The organism is Lelliottia nimipressuralis (genome assembly GCF_004402045.1).
GTDB lineage: Bacteria > Pseudomonadota > Gammaproteobacteria > Enterobacterales > Enterobacteriaceae > Enterobacter > Enterobacter chinensis.
The window spans coordinates 485,617-500,039 of sequence record NZ_SOMG01000011.1 but is presented as its reverse complement, the minus strand read 5'-3'; the positions used below and the strand labels follow the sequence as shown (position 1 = coordinate 500,039).

The window sequence follows — 14,423 nt, the reverse complement described above, 5'->3', positions numbered from 1 at the left end:
ATCACAATTGTACTGTGTTTTCAGCCGGGCGGATCGCTTCCGGCTGAAAAACCCTTCATTTAGCAGGCTTAAACCGTTTTGTGCTCTACTGCGATAAACATTTCAATATCCCAGTAGCCGTCCGCATTGCCGTCATTGAGATAACGCTCGAAGCAGGGTTTGAGCGCCATCTGGTACTTATTGTCCTGCAACAGGGAATTAAAGAACTGATACCACGGCGTGGCAAAGTCGTAGTTTTCCACACGCGCCGTCGCCACGGCATAATCACCGGCCGCGATTTCCGTCATCATGACGCCTTCGCTGTTTTCCGGAATGATGAAATCGTCCGGTACCGTGACGGCCGTATCACAGCGCAGTTTTTCTGCCGGGACCTCATCGGGGTTATCGTAGTAGACCGCAACCCACTCCAGCGGCTGAATGTTACGCCCGTCCACCCACATCACCAGCTGTTCAAAGCCCTGTTTTACCGTGTGTTCCCACGGCCCGACCAAATGAAAACCGGCAATCTTACGTTTCTGTTGCTGCTTAATGCTGTAGTCCATGCTGCCTCCATTTATTACTGTATATACATACACTATAAAGCGAGTTCTGACCGTTCAGCAAACGTGAAGTGTTTATTATGTGAGCAGACTCGCAACCCTGCCAGTCTGCTCAGCAGCAGTTAAAGCGTGTGATGCAAATAATCGCTCATGCGGGAGAACAGACCACCTTTATCAACGGCTTCCAGCGTCACCAGCGGCCAGTGTGCCACCACTTTGTCGCGGTCATAGAGTTGGATCTCCCCGACACGCTGATGCGCAGCAATTGGCGCTTCCAGCTCTTTTTTATCCAGCACGTATTTGGCTTTGATGTTCGGCACTTCCGCTTTCGGCAGGGCCAGCCAGAAGTCCTGGTCAGTGCCCAGTTTCACCTGCTCCTTATCGCCGTACCAGATACGCTCTGTCCCCACTTTTTTACCGTTGTGCAGGATCTGAACCGTATCAAAATTCTGCTGCCCCCAGTGCAGGAGTTTCCGGGCCTGGTCCTCACGCCCTTTCGGGCTGTCCGCCCCCATGACTACCGCGATTAAACGGCGCTGGCCGTCAACGGCGGACGCAATCAGGTTAAAACCCGCCCCCGAGGTATGCCCCGTTTTAAGTCCGTCCACGTTCATGGTTTTATCCCACAGCAGTCCGTTGCGGTTTTGCTGGGTGATCCCATTCCAGGTGAGGCTCTTTTCGCTGTACATATGGTAAAACTCAGGCTCGCCGTGGATGATAGCCCGGGAGAGTACGGCCAGATCATAAGCTGAGCTGTGCTGGCCCGGCGCGTCCAGACCGTGGACGGTTTCAAAGTGCGTATCGCGCAGGTTCAGCTTTTGCACATAGTCATTCATCATCTTCACAAACTGCGGCTGGCCGCCCGCCACGTGATCGGCCAGCGCCACGCAGGCATCGTTACCGGAATCGACAATCAGACCGCGGCTCAAATCGCGCACGGAGACGCGATCGCCCTCTTTCAGAAACATCAGCGACGAGCCGTCAAACACCGGGTTCCCTTTTGCCCACGCATCACGTCCTACGGTGACAATGTCGTCAGGCGTAATGCGATGGCTATCAATGGCCCGATCCACCACATAGCCCGTCATCAGCTTGGTAAGGCTCGCCGGATTACGTTGTTGATGTTCGTTGCCCGCCGTTAAGATCTGACCAGTCGTGTAATCCATCAGCACCCAGGAGCCAGCCTGAATGGCCGGAGGCTGCGGCGAAAAATCCAGTGGTTCGGCCGCAAAAGCAGATGAGACACTCGAAGCGAGTAAAGAAACAGCAATAAACAGACGGCGTTTCAACGGTATATCCTCAGGTCATTAAAAATCGATGACCTTTTTACGGGAGTTCTGATGTCGTTACCTGGCTTAATTGCAAAAAAATGTGACAGGACGCAGGTTTTCCGCTGAAGCTGGCACGCAAATTTGTACCACGGCGGTGCTTTTTATTCGGTCTGACCCGTGCGATCGTTTACCATAGTGACGTCATTTTTTAACAGGATGGTATTACTGGTGTCTGACTCTGCCGCACGCCCGACTTTTTTGTTCCACGATTACGAAACCTTTGGCACTCACCCGGCGCTGGACCGACCGGCGCAGTTTGCCGCCATCCGTACCGACGACGAATTCAACATCATTGGCGAGCCTGAGGTCTTCTACTGCAAACCGGCTGATGACTACCTCCCGCAGCCGGGCGCGGTCATGGTCACCGGGATCACGCCTCAGGAAGCGCGGGAAAAAGGCGTTAGCGAGGCAGAATTCGCCCGCCGCATCCACGATCTGTTCACCGTCCCCCATACCTGCGTGGTCGGTTACAACAACATCCGTTTCGATGACGAAGTGACGCGCAACATCTTCTATCGCAACTTCTACGATCCCTATGCCTGGAGCTGGCAAAACCGTAATTCGCGCTGGGATTTACTCGACATCATGCGCGCCTGTTATGCGCTGCGTCCTGAAGGCATTAACTGGCCGGAAAATGAGGAAGGACTGACGAGCTTCCGGCTGGAACACCTGACGCGAGCCAACGGTATCGAGCACAGCAATGCCCACGACGCGATGGCGGACGTCTATGCCACCATTGCCATGGCGAGGCTGGTGAAAGCCGCTCAGCCCCGGCTGTTTGAGTATCTGCTAAGCCATCGCAGCAAGCAGAAGCTCATGACCCTTATCGACGTACCGCAGATGAAACCCCTGGTGCATATTTCCGGCATGTTTGGCGCCTGGCGCGGCAATACCAGCTGGGTCGCACCGCTGGCGTGGCATCCGGACAACCGTAATGCGGTCATCATGGTGGATTTAGCCGGCGATATTTCGCCGCTGCTGGAGCTCGACAGCGATACCCTGCGCGAACGGCTGTACACCCCGAAAAATGAACTCGGCGATCTGCCTGCGGTGCCGGTCAAACTGGTGCATATCAATAAATGCCCGGTACTGGCGCAGGCGAATACGCTGCGCCCGGAAGATGCCGACAGACTGGGCATTAACCGACAGCACTGCCTCGATAACCTGAAAGTACTGCGTGAAAAGCCGCAGGTGCGTGAGAAAGTGGTCGCCATCTTTGCCGAAGCCGAGCCGTTCGTGCCGTCAGAAAACGTGGATGCCCAGCTGTACAACGGGTTCTTCAGCGATGCCGATCGCGCGGCCATGAATATCGTGCTGCAAACCGAGCCGCGTAACTTACCGGCGCTGGATATCACTTTCGCCGATAAACGCATCGAAAAACTGATGTTTAATTACCGCGCGCGTAACTACCCCGGCACGCTGGATGAAGCAGAGCAGGAACGCTGGCTGCAGCATCGTCGCAACGTGTTTACGCCAGAGTATCTGCACAACTACGCACAGGAGCTGGAGATGCTTTACGGCCAATACGAAGGGAATGAAGAGAAGCAGGCGCTGCTGAAAGCGTTGTTCAAGTACGCACAAGAGATAGTCTGAAATTCAGAGATAAAAAAACCGGAGGCGATAGTCTCCGGTTTTTTTTGCCCGGTGGCGCTGCGCTTACGCGGGCCTACGGGTTTTGTAGGTCGGGTTAGGCGTAGCCGCCACCCGACACGGTATTACGCAACGTCTTCGTACTGAGGAACCGGGTTACGGAAGCTCTTCGTGACGCAGGCCAGGTAAACCAGACCGATACCGCCCCAGATCAGACCCAGAACCATAGAGCTCTCTTCCAGGTTAATCCACAGAGCGCCCACTGTCAGCGCGCCACACACAGGCAGTACCAGATAGTTGAAATGGTCTTTCAGCGTTTTGTTGCGCTTCTCACGGATCCAGAACTGCGAGATCACAGAGAGGTTAACGAAGGTGAACGCCACCAGCGCACCGAAGTTAATCAGCGCAGTTGCCGTCACCAGGTCAAATTTAATCGCCAGCAGAGCAATTGCGCCAACCAGCAGCACGTTCCACGCCGGCGTACGCCATTTTGGATGCACATAACCGAAGAAACGAGTCGGGAACACGCCATCGCGGCCCATAACGTACATCAGACGAGAAACACCTGCGTGTGCCGCCATACCGGACGCCAGTACGGTTACGCTGGAGAAAATCAGCACGCCCCACTGGAAGGTTTTACCCGCAACGTACAGCATGATTTCAGGCTGCGACGCATCCGGATCTTTAAAGCGAGAGATGTCCGGGAAGTACAGCTGCAGGAAGTAGGAAGCCCCGATGAAGATCAGGCCGCCAATCAGCGCGGTCAGGAAAATCGCTTTCGGGATCACTCGCTCAGCGTCTTTGGTCTCTTCTGACAGAGAAGAGATACCGTCAAAACCAAGGAACGAGAAGCACAAAATCGTCGCACCGGTGATCATCGGCACCACGTGTGCACCCTCAGACCAGAATGGACGCGTGCTGGTCAGCGTGCCGGCACCTTCACCGTGAGAAACACCGTAGATGATCAGGCCAACGATAACCGCCACAATGCCCATCTGCAGAATCACAATCAGGGTGTTAAAGTTAGCCACGGTCTTGATGCTGCGCAGGTTAGAAATGGTCATAAAGGCCACTAGCGCCACAACGAAGATCCACGACGGCACGGAAGGCACCAGCGCTTCAAAGTAAATTTTTGCCAGCAGAATGTTGATCATCGGCATAAACAGGTAGTCCAGCAGAGATGACCAGCCCACCATAAACCCGACTGCAGGGCTAATGGATTTCTGAGCATAGGTGTACGCGGAGCCTGCAGACGGGAAACGGCGGACCAGTTTTCCGTAGCTCAGCGCGGTAAAGAGGATCGCGATCAGCGCGAAGGCGTACGCCGTCGCAACGTGACCGTCGGTGAGGCCCGATACGATACCGAATGTATCGAACAGCGTCATTGGTTGCATATAGGCCAGGCCCATCATAACAACCGGAATCAACGTAAGCGTTTTACGTAATTCCACGCGAGAGGTGTTTGGAGTTGCGTTATGCGACATAGTTATTCTCCTTTACGGTGATAACCGCCACGTAAGCGAAAAATTGCCCCATTTCTTTCTTCCTCAGCGACAACAACTGTCGGATTTTAGTAAATATCTATCCGGTACGAAGCCCGGCCTCTTGGTTTTAGTTTCGTTTCGTACATGCAAAAAAAAATAACCGACGCCTTTTATATCGTCGATTATTCATTTGGTTGCAGCGCCGGCATTTTGCCCCACATCGGATACAAAAGGCAATACTTTGCAAAGCACGGGACAATTTTCTTTTTGCTAACTGGCTGATTTCTGGACGTCGGGCTGAGAGTAAACGGCGGCGATAGCACTATTTGCTAAAATTTCGTCCCGCCACCAGGCGCTGGCCAACCCGGCAGTTTGTTCATTCCAGCCGACCCACACCGATTCATTACTGCTTTGAGCAAGTACCTGTTTTTCAACAAGCGCACCGCTATCAATAAACCGCTGCGCCAGATAGCGGGGTAAATAGCCGCAGCCCAGACCGCTTATTTGCAGTTCCAGCTTGGTTTTAAAGTCAAAAACGGTAATGGCTTCTTGCTCATCAAGCAGCTGCGAGGAAATCGCACATTCAGGACGAGAACTGTCTCCGACCACTATCGCGCGATAGCCCTTAATCACGCGTCGGTTTAGGGGCTCTGGCTCCTGAGCCAGCGGGTGATGGGGTGCCACCGCGAACACCTGCTCCAGCACGCCCAGACGGGCAAACCCAAAATCACTCAACTGGGGTGGTTCATGGAGTGCGCCGACAAAAATATCCGCCCTGCCCTGGGTTAAGGCATCCCAGGAGCCCCCCAGCACGCCGTTGATAAAGATAAGCCGGGTCACGCTGTGGTGTTGATAGAAGGCTTCAATCAGCGGCGTCAGGAGAGAAAAAGGAAAGGTATCATCCACGCCAATAACCAGCTCGTTTTCCCATCCCTGATGGAGTTTGACGGCCTGTTTTTCCAGTTCGCGAACGGTATGTAGGACTTCGCGTCCCTTTTCCAGCAGCATTTGTCCGGTTCGGGTAAACCGTGCGCGGTGCCCGGAGCGATCGAGGATCTGGATATTGAGATCGCTTTCCAGTTTTTGGACGGTATAGCTCAGCGCCGAAGGAGTTTTAAAGAGCTTTGCCGACGCAGCCGCAAAGCTCCCCTCTTTTTCCAGGGCATCCAGAATAATAAGAACATCCAGCAGCGGTTTCATATTCGCCCCCTTCCGGTACGCGATCGTCTCCGCTGCGGGACTTATTCCATGGGCATCACCAGCGGATCGGGATACTGATACTCAAACCCCAGCTCATGACAAATGCGATTGCCATCAACAACTTTGCCTTTACTGTCATCCTTTGCCTCACCAAAAACCGGTGGCGCCAGGCCCAGCTGGCGCGCCATCAGCGGGTAAAACGTGCTGCGCGCCGGATGAGACGGTGCACATATATTATAGATGTGTCCACCTTTCGGAGCCTGTAAGAGTAGCTCAATCGCGCCAATGACATCGCCAAGATGCACCAGGTTGACGACGTGCTGGCCGTCTGGCGCAGACTTCCCGGCAAAAAAACGTCCCGGATGACGCCCGGGGCCAACCAGTCCCGCCAGACGAACGATATCAACCTGCGTGCCGGGAAGATTATGCAGCCAGTCTTCCAGCTCTTTCAGGACCTGCCCGCTCGCGGTGACGGGACGGCGCTCGGAACTCTCTTTCACTACGCCTTCAACCTCACCGTAGACCGAGGTCGAACTGGTAAAAATGATGCGCGGAACATGGTGCGCCAGCGCGCTGTCGACAATCTCCTGCATCGCCTGCAGGTAAAATGACTCGCCCGGCCCGCTGCGCCGGGCGGGTAAGGTTATCACCAGCGCATCGACGTTCATCAGCGTGTCCAGATCGTCAGCATCGCACACCAGCTGCGGCTCAAGGCGCAGCTCAACGCCGTCAATACCGCACATGCGCGCTGCCTCTACCCCATCCGCCGTGGTTTTGCTCCCGGTCACCTGCCAGCCTTTCGCGGCTAATGACATCGCCAGCGGCATTCCCAGCCATCCTAAACCGACAATCGCGACCTTTTTCATGCGAATTCTCCTGACTCTTACTCGTCTTTTATAAGGCTACGCCAGCCCTGCAGAACACACAATTCATAGCATCAATATGAAATGAATTAATGATCAAAAAAAGCCCTTGCAATATGTCGTACAACTGGTTTAGGTTAAAAGACATCAAATGAATAAGCATTCATCGAGAATTTATATGACACGCGTTCAATTTAAACACCACCATCATCACCATCATCCTGACTAGTCTTTCAGGCGATGTGTGCTGGAAGACGTTTGGATCTTCCAGTGGTGCATGAACGCATGAAAAGCCCCCGGAAGATCTTCTTCCGGGGGCTTTTTTTTGGATCGAATTTAGACAGATTAAAACAGGTTAACGAGGAATAAAGAATGTTAGATAACTCACGTTTACGCATAGCTATTCAAAAATCAGGCCGTTTGAGTGACGATTCACGCGAACTGCTGGCCCGCTGCGGGATTAAAATTAACCTGCACACCCAGCGCCTGATTGCTCTGGCTGAAAACATGCCCATCGACATTCTGCGCGTGCGTGATGACGACATTCCCGGCCTGGTCATGGATGGCGTCGTTGACCTCGGCATCATCGGTGAAAACGTGCTGGAAGAAGAGCTGCTGACTCGCCGCGCTCAGGGTGAAGACCCGCGTTACTTCACCCTGCGTCGCCTGGACTTCGGCGGCTGCCGCCTGTCGCTGGCAACGCCGGTTGATGAAGCGTGGGACGGCCCGGCCGCGCTGAACGGCAAACGTATCGCTACCTCCTACCCTCACCTGTTAAAACGTTACCTGGACCAGAAAGGCGTGCAGTTTAAATCCTGCCTGCTGAACGGCTCTGTTGAAGTGGCGCCGCGTGCGGGTCTTGCGGACGCCATCTGTGACCTTGTCTCTACCGGCGCAACGCTCGAAGCAAACGGTCTGCGCGAAGTGGAAGTCATCTACCGTTCCAAAGCGTGCCTGATTCAGCGTGACGGCGACATGGCCGACGCCAAGCAACAGCTGATCGACAAACTCCTGACCCGTATTCAGGGTGTAATTCAGGCGCGTGAATCCAAATACATCATGATGCACGCTCCAACCGAACGTCTGGATGAAGTGATTGCCCTGCTGCCGGGCGCTGAGCGCCCAACCATCCTGCCGCTGGCGGGCGATCAACAGCGCGTTGCGATGCACATGGTCAGCAGCGAAACCCTGTTCTGGGAAACCATGGAAAAACTGAAGGCGCTGGGGGCAAGCTCTATCCTGGTGCTGCCAATTGAGAAGATGATGGAGTAACGGCCATGGGTTTTAACACAATCATCGACTGGAATACGTGTAGCGAAGCGCAGCAGCGCGAGCTGCTGATGCGCCCGGCGATTTCCGCCTCCGAAAGCATTTCACGCACCGTGGCGGAGATCCTTGATAACGTCAAAGCCCGTGGCGATGACGCGCTGCGTGAGTACAGTGCAAAATTTGATAAGACGGACGTCGGCGCATTGAGGGTGACCGAGCAGGAAATCCTTGATGCCAGCAATCGTCTGGGTGATGACATCAAGCAGGCGATGGCCGTCGCGGTGAAAAACATTGATACCTTCCACACCGCGCAAAAGCTTCAGACCGTGGATGTCGAAACCCTGCCCGGCGTGCGTTGCCAGCAGGTGACCCGTCCGGTCGCGTCTGTGGGGCTTTATATTCCAGGGGGGTCAGCCCCACTGTTCTCCACCGTCCTGATGCTGGCCACCCCGGCGCGTATCGCCGGTTGCCAGAAAGTGGTGCTCTGCTCCCCGCCACCTGTTGCCGATGAGATTCTCTACGCGGCAAAACTCTGTGGCGTGCAGGCGGTATATAAAGTGGGCGGCGCGCAGGCGATTTCTGCCCTGGCGTTTGGCACCGAATCCATTCCTAAGGTCGACAAAATTTTTGGCCCGGGCAACGCCTTCGTGACGGAAGCCAAGCGCCAGGTCAGCCAGCGTCTGGACGGCGCGGCAATTGACATGCCTGCCGGCCCGTCTGAAGTGCTGGTCATTGCCGATAGCGGCGCAACGCCGGATTTCGTGGCGTCCGACCTGCTTTCTCAGGCGGAACACGGCCCGGACTCGCAGGTGATCCTGCTGACCCCGGATGCCGATGTGGCAACGCGCGTCGGCGAAGCCGTCGAGCGCCAGCTTGCCGACCTGCCTCGCGCCGAAACGGCACGTCAGGCGTTATCTGCCAGCCGCCTGATTGTGGCGCGCGATCTGGCGCAGTGCATTGCCATCTCCAACCAGTACGGCCCGGAGCACCTGATTATTCAGACCCGCAACGCGCGCGATCTGGTCGACAGCATCACCAGTGCAGGCTCGGTGTTCCTCGGCGACTGGTCACCGGAATCCGCGGGCGATTACGCCTCCGGCACCAACCACGTTTTGCCGACGTATGGCTATACCTCAACCTGTTCCAGCCTGGGACTGGCGGATTTCCAGAAACGCATGACCGTGCAGGAACTCTCCCGCGAAGGGTTTGCCTCACTGGCCTCCACCATTGAGACGCTGGCTGCCGCCGAGCGCCTGACTGCCCACAAAAATGCCGTTACGCTGCGCGTTGCAGCCCTGAAGGAGCAAGCATGAGCATTGAAGAGTTAGCCCGCGAAAATGTCCGTCGCCTGACGCCTTACCAGTCTGCACGTCGTCTGGGGGGCAAAGGGGATGTCTGGCTGAACGCCAATGAATTCCCGACGGCAGTGCAATTTGAGCTGTCGCAGCAAACGCTGAACCGCTATCCGGAATGTCAGCCGAAAGCGGTTATCGAAAACTACGCGCAGTACGCGGGGGTAAAACCTGAGCAGGTGCTGGTCAGCCGTGGGGCAGACGAAGGCATCGAACTGCTGATCCGTGCCTTCTGCGAGCCGGGCAAAGACGCTGTGATGTACTGCCAGCCGACCTACGGCATGTACAGCGTCAGCGCGGAAACCTTCGGCGTGGCATGCCGCAACGTGCAGGCGCTGGACAACTGGCAGCTGGATCTTCAGGGTATTGCCGACAATCTCGAAGGCGTAAAAGTTGTGTTTGTCTGCAGTCCGAACAACCCGACCGGGCAGATTATCAACCCGCAGGATATCCGCACCCTACTGAAGATGACCCGCGGTAAAGCCCTGGTGGTGGCCGATGAAGCCTATATCGAGTTCTGCCCGCAGGCGACGCTGGCAGGCTGGCTGGAAGAGTATCCGCATCTCGTTGTGCTGCGTACGCTGTCGAAGGCTTTCGCCCTCGCGGGTCTGCGCTGCGGATTCACCCTGGCGAATAAAGAGGTCATCGACCTGCTGCTGAAAGTTATCGCCCCTTACCCTCTCTCCACGCCGGTTGCCGATATTGCGGCACAGGCGCTGACCCCGCAGGGGATCAACGCGATGCGCGAACGTGTAGCGCAAATCCTCGTGGAACGTCAGTATCTGGTGACTGCGCTGAAGGATATTCCTTGTGTGGAGCAGGTGTTCGACTCAGAAACCAACTACATCCTGGTGCGCTTCACTGCCTCCAGTGCCGTATTTAAATCTTTGTGGGATCAGGGCATTATCTTGCGAGACCAGAATAAACAACCCTCCCTGAGCGGCTGCCTGCGTATTACCGTAGGCACCCGTGCAGAGAGCCAGCGCGTGATTGACGCCCTGAAAGCGGAGAATGTATGACCCAGAAGATCCTTTTTATCGATCGTGACGGCACCCTTATTTCGGAGCCACCAGCTGATTTTCAGGTCGATCGTTTCGACAAGCTGGCGTTTGAGCCAGACGTGATCCCGGTGCTGCTTAAGCTGCAAAAAGCAGGCTTTAAGCTGGTGATGATCACCAATCAGGACGGTCTGGGCACCGACAGCTTCCCGCAGGCGGACTTTGACGGCCCGCATAATCTGATGATGCAGGTGCTGACCTCTCAGGGCGTGGTATTTGATGAGGTGCTGATTTGCCCGCACATGCCAGCCGATGAGTGTGACTGCCGTAAGCCAAAGGTGAAGCTGGTAGAGCGCTATCTGGCAGAGGATATGCTGGATAAAAACAACAGCTATGTCATCGGCGACCGTATCACCGATATTACGCTGGCGGAAAACATGGGCATCGCAGGGCTGCGCTATGACCGCAACAGCCTTAACTGGGCGAAGATTGGTGAGCAGCTGACAAAACGTGACCGCTACTCCCACGTTGAGCGCAACACTAAAGAGACGCAGATAGATGTGAAGGTCTGGCTGGACCGTGAAGGCGGCAGCAAGATCCACACCGGCGTCGGTTTCTTCGACCACATGCTGGACCAGATTGCCACCCACGGCGGTTTTCGCATGGAGATCGCGGTGAAAGGCGACCTTTACATTGACGATCACCACACCGTGGAAGATACCGGCCTGGCGCTGGGTGAAGCGCTGAAGCTGGCGCTCGGCGATAAGCGCGGTATTAACCGTTTTGGTTTCGTTCTGCCAATGGACGAGTGCCTTGCGCGCTGCGCCATGGACATCTCCGGGCGTCCGCACCTGGAATATAAAGCCGATTTTACCTACCAGCGCGTTGGCGACCTTAGCACCGAAATGGTGGAGCACTTCTTCCGTTCACTGTCCTACACCATGGGCCTGACGCTACACCTGAAGACCAAGGGCAAGAACGACCACCACCGCGTGGAGAGTCTCTTCAAGGCCTTCGGCCGTACCCTTCGCCAGGCGATTCGCGTGGAAGGTGACGCCCTGCCTTCATCGAAAGGAGTGCTGTAATGAATGTGGTGATTCTGGATACCGGATGCGCCAACCTGAACTCCGTAAAGTCGGCCATCGCGCGCCACGGCTATGAGCCCGTGGTCAGCCGTGACCCGGACGTGGTGCTGCGCGCCGACAAGTTATTCCTGCCGGGTGTAGGTACCGCGCAGGCGGCGATGGATCAGATTCATGAGCGCGAGCTGGTCGATCTTATCAAAGCCTGTACCCAGCCGGTGCTGGGGATTTGCTTAGGAATGCAGCTTCTTGGCCGCCGCAGCGAAGAGAGTAACGGCGTTAACCTGCTGGGCATTATTGACGAAAACGTGCCGAAAATGACCGACCACGGCCTGCCTCTGCCACATATGGGCTGGAACCGCGTGTACGCCAAAGCGGGCGACCGCCTGTTTCGCGGCATTGAAGACGGCGCGTATTTTTACTTCGTTCACAGCTACGCCATGCCGGTGAACGCAAATACGATCGCCCAGTGCAACTACGGCGAGGCGTTTACGGCGGCCGTACAGAAAGACAACTTCTTCGGCGTACAGTTTCACCCCGAGCGCTCTGGCGCCGCAGGCGCGCAGCTGCTGAAAAATTTCCTGGAGATGTGATGATTATTCCCGCTTTAGATTTAATTGACGGCACGGTTGTCCGTCTCCATCAGGGCGATTACGGGCAGCAGCGAGACTACGGGAACGACCCGCTGCCGCGCCTGCAGGACTATGCGGCGCAGGGCGCTGAGGTGCTGCACCTGGTCGACCTGACCGGCGCGAAAGATCCGGCGAAACGCCAGATCCCTCTGCTGAAAAATCTGGTTGCCGGCGTTGATGTGCCGGTACAGGTTGGCGGTGGCGTGCGCACTGAAGATGACGTCGCGGCGCTGCTGGAAGCGGGTGTGGCGCGCGTGGTGGTCGGTTCAACCGCGGTGAAAGATCCTGAGACCGTCAAAGGCTGGTTCCGCCGCTTTGGCGCCGACGCGCTGGTGCTGGCGCTGGACGTGCGTATTGATGAACAGGGTAATAAACAGGTGGCAGTCAGCGGCTGGCAGGAGAACTCCGGGGTGACGCTGGAAGCGCTGGTCGAGATGTATCTTCCCGTTGGCCTGAAGCATGTGCTGTGCACGGATATCTCCCGCGACGGTACGCTGGCGGGCTCTAACGTCTCGCTGTATGAAGAGGTCTGCGCGCGTTATCCGCAGGTGGCCTTCCAGTCTTCGGGTGGAATTGGCGATCTGGAAGATATTGCCGCGCTGCGCGGAACGGGCGTGCAGGGTGTGATTGTAGGACGGGCTCTGCTTGAAGGAAAATTTACTGTGACGGAGGCGATTCAATGCTGGCAAAACGGATAATCCCTTGTCTTGACGTACGCGATGGTCAGGTGGTGAAAGGCGTGCAATTCCGCAACCACGAGATCATTGGCGACATCGTTCCGCTGGCAAAACGCTATGCTGAGGAAGGCGCAGACGAGCTGGTGTTTTACGATATCACCGCCTCCAGCGATGGCCGTGTGGTCGATAAAAGCTGGGTAGCGCGCGTGGCGGAAGTGATTGATATTCCCTTCTGCGTGGCGGGTGGGATCAAGTCAGCTGACGATGCAGCCAAAATTCTCTCGTTTGGTGCAGACAAGATCTCCATCAACTCCCCTGCCCTGGCTGACCCGGAGCTCATTACCCGTCTCGCCGATCGTTTTGGCGTGCAGTGTATTGTCGTTGGGATCGACACCTGGTATGACGCAGCAACGGGCAAATACCACGTCAACCAGTATACCGGTGATGAGAGCCGTACGCGTGTGACGCAGTGGGAAACGCTCGACTGGGTGCAGGAAGTGCAGAAGCGCGGCGCGGGTGAAATCGTGTTGAACATGATGAACCAGGACGGTGTGCGTAACGGGTATGACCTCGAGCAGCTGAAAAAAGTCCGTGCGGTCTGCCACGTACCGCTGATTGCCTCCGGCGGCGCGGGCACCATGGAACATTTCCTGGAAGCCTTCCGCGACGCGAACGTTGACGGCGCGCTGGCCGCGTCCGTGTTCCACAAACAGATTATCAATATTGGTGAGTTAAAAACGTACCTGGCCGGCCAGGGCGTGGAGATCAGGGTATGTTAACAGAGCAACAACAGGCGCAGCTGGACTGGGAAAAAACTGACGGATTACTGCCGGTGGTTGTACAGCATGCCGTTTCAGGCGAAGTGCTGATGCTGGGGTATATGAACCAGGACGCGCTGGCGAAAACGATCGACAGCGGCAAAGTGACGTTTTTCTCGCGCACGAAACAGCGTCTGTGGACCAAAGGGGAAACCTCGGGCCATTTCCTGAACGTGGTGAGCATAACCCCCGACTGCGATAACGACACCCTGCTGGTACTGGCCAATCCGATTGGCCCAACCTGCCATAAAGGCACCAGCAGCTGCTTTGGTGAGGCAAGCCACCAGTGGTTGTTCCTGTATCAACTGGAACAGCTGCTCGCAGAGCGTAAAACGGCGGACCCTGAGAGCTCCTACACCGCGAAGCTGTACGCCAGCGGAACCAAGCGTATCGCCCAGAAGGTGGGGGAAGAAGGCGTTGAGACTGCGCTGGCCGCGACGGTGCATGACCGCGAAGAGCTGACCAATGAAGCGTCTGATTTGATGTATCACCTGCTGGTGCTGCTGCAGGATCAGGAGTTGGATTTGACGGCGGTGATAGAGAATCTTCGTAAGCGTCACAAATAAAAAAACCGGGGATTTCCCCGGT

At 56.0% G+C, this 14,423-nt stretch carries 16 protein-coding genes and 1 other annotated feature; of the genes, 10 read left to right on the top strand and 6 right to left on the bottom strand.

What is annotated here, in order from left to right:
- Positions 1-68: 68 nt before the first annotated feature.
- Together sbmC and dacD are read right to left on the bottom strand one after the other, a co-directional pair.
- A complete protein-coding gene (gene sbmC / locus E3U32_RS05550; RefSeq protein ID WP_134347959.1) occupies positions 69-542 on the bottom strand; it encodes a DNA gyrase inhibitor SbmC in 474 nt (157 codons plus the stop codon).
- Between the two features lie 119 nt (positions 543-661).
- Positions 662-1,828 (bottom strand): serine-type D-Ala-D-Ala carboxypeptidase DacD, encoded by a 1,167-nt coding sequence (gene dacD / locus E3U32_RS05545; RefSeq protein WP_045887846.1) that lies wholly within the window; start codon positions 1,826-1,828, stop codon positions 662-664.
- A gap of 198 nt (positions 1,829-2,026) precedes the next feature.
- Here dacD and sbcB point away from each other — a divergent pair, with 198 nt between their 5' ends.
- Positions 2,027-3,463 (top strand): exodeoxyribonuclease I, encoded by a 1,437-nt coding sequence (gene sbcB, locus E3U32_RS05540; RefSeq protein ID WP_435659341.1) that lies wholly within the window; start codon positions 2,027-2,029, stop codon positions 3,461-3,463.
- A 122-nt stretch (positions 3,464-3,585) separates the two neighbouring features.
- Here the strand turns inward: sbcB and E3U32_RS05535 are convergent, their stop codons facing one another.
- The 4 genes from E3U32_RS05535 to E3U32_RS05520 all read right to left on the bottom strand — a co-directional run bounded on the left by E3U32_RS05535 (position 3,586) and on the right by E3U32_RS05520 (position 7,010).
- Positions 3,586-4,944 (bottom strand): APC family permease, encoded by a 1,359-nt coding sequence (locus E3U32_RS05535; protein WP_166790905.1) that lies wholly within the window; start codon positions 4,942-4,944, stop codon positions 3,586-3,588.
- Positions 4,934-4,996, bottom strand: a complete 63-nt coding sequence (gene yoeI, locus E3U32_RS05530) for a membrane protein YoeI (protein ID WP_099458931.1) — start codon at positions 4,994-4,996, stop codon at positions 4,934-4,936. Before yoeI ends, E3U32_RS05535 begins: the two co-directional genes overlap by 11 nt.
- 218 nt (positions 4,997-5,214) lie before the next feature.
- Positions 5,215-6,144 carry a LysR substrate-binding domain-containing protein gene (locus tag E3U32_RS05525; protein ID WP_134347956.1) on the bottom strand — a complete coding sequence of 310 codons (930 nt, stop codon included), beginning with the start codon at positions 6,142-6,144 and terminating at the stop codon, positions 5,215-5,217.
- Positions 6,145-6,185: 41 nt separating this feature from the next.
- Positions 6,186-7,010 (bottom strand): SDR family oxidoreductase, encoded by an 825-nt coding sequence (locus tag E3U32_RS05520; protein WP_134347955.1) that lies wholly within the window; start codon positions 7,008-7,010, stop codon positions 6,186-6,188.
- A gap of 175 nt (positions 7,011-7,185) precedes the next feature.
- Between E3U32_RS05520 and hisL the strand changes: the two genes are divergently transcribed.
- The 9 genes from hisL (at position 7,186) to hisIE (ending at position 14,401) form a co-directional block, all read left to right on the top strand.
- Positions 7,186-7,236, top strand: coding sequence for a his operon leader peptide (gene hisL / locus E3U32_RS05515; protein WP_001364200.1), 51 nt, complete (start codon positions 7,186-7,188; stop codon positions 7,234-7,236).
- Positions 7,212-7,334, top strand: a sequence feature (His leader region). Its footprint overlaps the gene before it by 25 nt.
- A 45-nt stretch (positions 7,335-7,379) precedes the next feature.
- Entirely contained in the window at positions 7,380-8,279 is a 900-nt protein-coding gene (gene hisG, locus E3U32_RS05510) for an ATP phosphoribosyltransferase (RefSeq protein ID WP_028018500.1), read from the top strand.
- Between the two features lie 5 nt (positions 8,280-8,284).
- Entirely contained in the window at positions 8,285-9,589 is a 1,305-nt protein-coding gene (gene hisD / locus E3U32_RS05505; RefSeq protein ID WP_134347954.1) for a histidinol dehydrogenase, read from the top strand.
- Positions 9,586-10,647, top strand: coding sequence for a histidinol-phosphate transaminase (gene hisC, locus E3U32_RS05500; protein WP_134347953.1), 1,062 nt, complete (start codon positions 9,586-9,588; stop codon positions 10,645-10,647). The genes hisD and hisC overlap by 4 nt, the downstream gene beginning before the upstream one ends.
- Positions 10,644-11,711, top strand: a complete 1,068-nt coding sequence (gene hisB / locus E3U32_RS05495; RefSeq protein ID WP_134347952.1) for a bifunctional histidinol-phosphatase/imidazoleglycerol-phosphate dehydratase HisB — start codon at positions 10,644-10,646, stop codon at positions 11,709-11,711. Before hisC ends, hisB begins: the two co-directional genes overlap by 4 nt.
- On the top strand, positions 11,711-12,301 hold the full coding sequence (hisH, locus tag E3U32_RS05490) for an imidazole glycerol phosphate synthase subunit HisH (protein WP_134347951.1): 591 nt from the start codon (positions 11,711-11,713) through the stop codon (positions 12,299-12,301). Before hisB ends, hisH begins: the two co-directional genes overlap by 1 nt.
- Positions 12,301-13,038 (top strand): 1-(5-phosphoribosyl)-5-[(5-phosphoribosylamino)methylideneamino]imidazole-4-carboxamide isomerase, encoded by a 738-nt coding sequence (hisA, locus tag E3U32_RS05485; protein ID WP_134347950.1) that lies wholly within the window; start codon positions 12,301-12,303, stop codon positions 13,036-13,038. The genes hisH and hisA overlap by 1 nt, the downstream gene beginning before the upstream one ends.
- Positions 13,020-13,796 carry an imidazole glycerol phosphate synthase subunit HisF gene (gene hisF, locus E3U32_RS05480; protein ID WP_134347949.1) on the top strand — a complete coding sequence of 259 codons (777 nt, stop codon included), beginning with the start codon at positions 13,020-13,022 and terminating at the stop codon, positions 13,794-13,796. The genes hisA and hisF overlap by 19 nt, the downstream gene beginning before the upstream one ends.
- Positions 13,790-14,401 (top strand): bifunctional phosphoribosyl-AMP cyclohydrolase/phosphoribosyl-ATP diphosphatase HisIE, encoded by a 612-nt coding sequence (hisIE, locus tag E3U32_RS05475; RefSeq protein ID WP_134347948.1) that lies wholly within the window; start codon positions 13,790-13,792, stop codon positions 14,399-14,401. Before hisF ends, hisIE begins: the two co-directional genes overlap by 7 nt.
- The last annotated feature ends 22 nt before the right edge of the window (positions 14,402-14,423 follow it).

What these genes read in the sequence shown, in the direction of transcription:
- sbcB (WP_435659341.1), top strand. Translation starts at nt 2,027, where the DNA reads ATGGTATTACTGGTGTCTGACTCTGCCGCACGCCCGACTTTTTTGTTC.
- hisB (WP_134347952.1), top strand. Translation starts at nt 10,644, where the DNA reads ATGACCCAGAAGATCCTTTTTATCGATCGTGACGGCACCCTTATTTCG.
- E3U32_RS05525 (WP_134347956.1), bottom strand. Translation starts at nt 6,144, where the DNA reads ATGAAACCGCTGCTGGATGTTCTTATTATTCTGGATGCCCTGGAAAAA.
- hisA (WP_134347950.1), top strand. Translation starts at nt 12,301, where the DNA reads ATGATTATTCCCGCTTTAGATTTAATTGACGGCACGGTTGTCCGTCTC.
- hisD (WP_134347954.1), top strand. Translation starts at nt 8,285, where the DNA reads ATGGGTTTTAACACAATCATCGACTGGAATACGTGTAGCGAAGCGCAG.
- E3U32_RS05520 (WP_134347955.1), bottom strand. Translation starts at nt 7,010, where the DNA reads ATGAAAAAGGTCGCGATTGTCGGTTTAGGATGGCTGGGAATGCCGCTG.
- E3U32_RS05535 (WP_166790905.1), bottom strand. Translation starts at nt 4,944, where the DNA reads ATGTCGCATAACGCAACTCCAAACACCTCTCGCGTGGAATTACGTAAA.
- hisF (WP_134347949.1), top strand. Translation starts at nt 13,020, where the DNA reads ATGCTGGCAAAACGGATAATCCCTTGTCTTGACGTACGCGATGGTCAG.
- hisC (WP_134347953.1), top strand. Translation starts at nt 9,586, where the DNA reads ATGAGCATTGAAGAGTTAGCCCGCGAAAATGTCCGTCGCCTGACGCCT.
- hisIE (WP_134347948.1), top strand. Translation starts at nt 13,790, where the DNA reads ATGTTAACAGAGCAACAACAGGCGCAGCTGGACTGGGAAAAAACTGAC.
- sbmC (WP_134347959.1), bottom strand. Translation starts at nt 542, where the DNA reads ATGGACTACAGCATTAAGCAGCAACAGAAACGTAAGATTGCCGGTTTT.
- hisG (WP_028018500.1), top strand. Translation starts at nt 7,380, where the DNA reads ATGTTAGATAACTCACGTTTACGCATAGCTATTCAAAAATCAGGCCGT.
- hisH (WP_134347951.1), top strand. Translation starts at nt 11,711, where the DNA reads ATGAATGTGGTGATTCTGGATACCGGATGCGCCAACCTGAACTCCGTA.